The organism is Limimaricola sp. G21655-S1, from assembly GCF_027213785.1.
Lineage (GTDB): Bacteria > Pseudomonadota > Alphaproteobacteria > Rhodobacterales > Rhodobacteraceae > Limimaricola.
Window position 1 is genome coordinate 1 of record NZ_JAPWGO010000053.1, and the last position, 3,036, is coordinate 3,036.

Sequence of the window (3,036 nt, forward strand, 5' to 3'; positions counted from 1 at the left end):
CGGCGAGGCGCGGGTATCGATGACGCCTGCGTCGGCGCGGGACTTGGCGAAGCTGGGGCATGCGTGCCTGATCGAGGCGGGGGCGGGTCTGGCGGCGGGGTTCACCGACGCGGCCTATGAGGCGGCGGGGGTGCGGGTGGTGCCGGACGCCGCGACGCTCTGGGCCGAGGCGGAGATCGTCACCAAGGTGCGGCCGCCGCTGGACGAGGAGCTCGGGCGGCTGCGCGCGGGCCAGACGCTGATCTCGTTCTTCTACCCGGGCCAGAACGCCGAAGCGCTGGGCCGCGCCAGGGACGCCGGCGCCACGGTGATCGCGATGGACATGGTGCCGCGGATCTCCCGCGCCCAGAAGATGGACGCGCTCAGTTCGATGGCCAACATCGCGGGCTACCGCGCGGTGATCGAGGCGGGCAGCAACTTCGGCCGCTTCTTCACCGGCCAGGTGACGGCGGCCGGCAAGGTGCCGCCCGCGCGGGTGCTGGTGATCGGCGCCGGCGTCGCCGGTCTCGCCGCGATCGGCACCGCAACCTCGCTGGGCGCGGTGACGCTCGCCTTCGACGTGCGCCCCGAGGTGGCCGAGCAGATCGAGAGCATGGGCGCCGAGTTCGTCTATCTCGATTTCGAGGACAGCCAGGACAGTTCGGCCACGGGGGGCTACGCCGCGCCTTCCAGCCCGGAGTTCCGCGAGAAGCAGCTCGCCAAGTTCCGCGAGCTGGCCCCCGACATCGACATCGTCATCTCCACCGCCCTCATTCCGGGCCGCGACGCGCCGGTGCTGTGGACCAAGGATATGGTCGAGGCGATGAAGCCCGGCTCGGTGATCGTCGATCTCGCCGCCGAGCGCGGCGGCAACTGCGAGCTGACGGTGCCGGAGGAGAAGTTCGTCACCGAGAACGGCGTGACGATCATCGGCTACACCGACTTTCCAAGCCGCATGGCGCAGCAGGCCTCGACGCTCTACGCCACCAACATCCGCCACATGATGGCCGACCTGACGCCGAACAAGGACGGCGTCGTCGAGCACGACATGGAGGACGACGTGATCCGCGGCGCCACGGCGGCGCATCGCGGCGAGATCACCTACCCGCCGCCGAAGCCGAAGACGGCGGCCATCGCCGCGGCGCCGAAGAAGGACAAGCCGCGCGAGCTGACGGTCGAGGAAAGGCGCGGCCAGGAGATCGCGGCCTTCCGCAAGCAGACCAAGGACCAGATCGGCCTGCTGGCCGCGGGGGCGCTGGTGATGCTCTTGATCGGCGCGGTCGCGCCCGAGAGCTTCATGAGCCACTTCATCGTCTTCGCGCTGGCCTGCTTCGTCGGCTTCCAGGTGATCTGGGGGGTCAGCCATTCGCTGCACACGCCCTTGATGGCGGTGACCAACGCGATCTCGGGCATCGTGATCCTCGGCGCGCTGTTGCAGATCGGCTCGGGCAACTGGCTGGTGGTCTTCCTGTCCTTCATCTCGGTGCTGATCGCCTCGATCAACATCGTCGGCGGTTTCCTGGTCACGCGCCGGATGCTCGCCATGTTCCGCAAGTCGTAAGGGGGCCGGATCATGAGCATCGGCATCGTTTCCGCCGCCTATATCGTCGCGGCCATCCTGTTCATCCTGTCGCTCGGGGGGCTGTCGAACCAGGAGAGCGCCAAGCGCGCGGTCTGGTACGGCATCGCCGGCATGGCGGTGGCGGTCTTCGTCACCGTGTTCGGCCCCGGCGTGCACAACCTCGTTCTCATCCTGATCGCGATCGCGGCGGGCGGCTTCGCCGGCTGGATCGTCGCCGGCCGGGTGCAGATGACCGAGATGCCGCAGCTGGTCGCGGCGCTGCACAGCTTCGTCGGCCTCGCGGCGGTGTTCATCGGGCTCAACGCCGACATCATGCTGTCGGACATCAACGCGCTGCTGGCGACCCACGGGCTCGACCGCGCGGCGCTGGCGCTCTTGGACCCGGACGAGCTCGCGGCGGCGGGCGGCGGCTTCTTCGGCGAGCTCACCGGCTTCGGCAAGAAGCTGGCGCTGAAGGACGCGACCGAGATCGGCATCCTGAAGACCGAGGTGTTCCTCGGCATCTTCATCGGCGCGGTGACCTTCACCGGCTCGGTGGTGGCCTTCGGCAAGCTCGCGGGCCGCGTCGACGGCAAGCCGAAGAAGCTGCCCGGCGGCCACATGCTCAACGCCGCCGCCTTGGCGCTGTGCCTGGCGCTGGGGCTTCTCTACCTCACCGGCGCCGGCATCTGGACCATGGTGCTGGTGACGATCATCGCCGGCTTCATCGGCTGGCACCTGATCATGGGCATCGGCGGCGCCGACATGCCGGTGGTGGTGTCGATGCTGAACTCCTATTCGGGCTGGGCCGCGGCGGCGATCGGCTTCACGCTGGGCAACGACCTGCTGATCGTCACCGGCGCGCTGGTGGGCTCCTCGGGCGCGATCCTGAGCTACATCATGTGCAAGGCGATGAACCGCAAGTTCGTCTCGGTCATCCTCGGCGGCTTCGGCGGCAGCGCGGGGCCGGCGATGGAGGTCGAGGGCGAGCAGATCGCGATCGACGCCGAGGGCGTGGCGCAGGCGCTGGAGGAGGCCGACAGCGTGGTGATCGTGCCGGGCTACGGCATGGCGGTGGCGCAGGCGCAGCAGTCGGTCTCCGAGCTGACCCGCCGGCTCCGGGCGCAGGGCAAGACCGTGCGCTTCGCGATCCACCCGGTGGCGGGGCGGCTGCCCGGGCACATGAACGTGCTCCTGGCCGAGGCCCGCGTGCCCTATGACATCGTCATGGAGATGGACGAGATCAACGACGACTTCCCCGAGACGGACGTCGCCATCGTCATCGGCTCGAACGACATCGTGAACCCCGCCGCGCAGGACGACCCGAACTCGCCGATCGCCGGCATGCCGGTGCTCGAGGTCTGGAAGGCCAAGCAGGTCTTCGTCTCCAAGCGCGGCCAGGGCACCGGCTACTCCGGCATCGAGAACCCGCTCTTCTTCAAGGACAACACACGCATGTTCTACGGCGACGCCAAGAAATCGCTCGATGAACTGCT

At 68.8% G+C, this 3,036-nt stretch carries 2 protein-coding genes; both read left to right on the forward strand.

Annotated elements, in window-relative coordinates; genetic code table 11:
- Positions 1 to 1,540, forward strand: a 1,540-nt coding sequence (locus O4G76_RS19695) for a Re/Si-specific NAD(P)(+) transhydrogenase subunit alpha (protein ID WP_269398856.1), incomplete at its 5' end; no start/stop codon positions are given.
- Between the two features lie 12 nt (positions 1,541 to 1,552).
- The coding region (locus O4G76_RS19700) for an NAD(P)(+) transhydrogenase (Re/Si-specific) subunit beta (protein ID WP_269398857.1) at positions 1,553 to 3,036 on the forward strand (1,484 nt) is incomplete at its 3' end.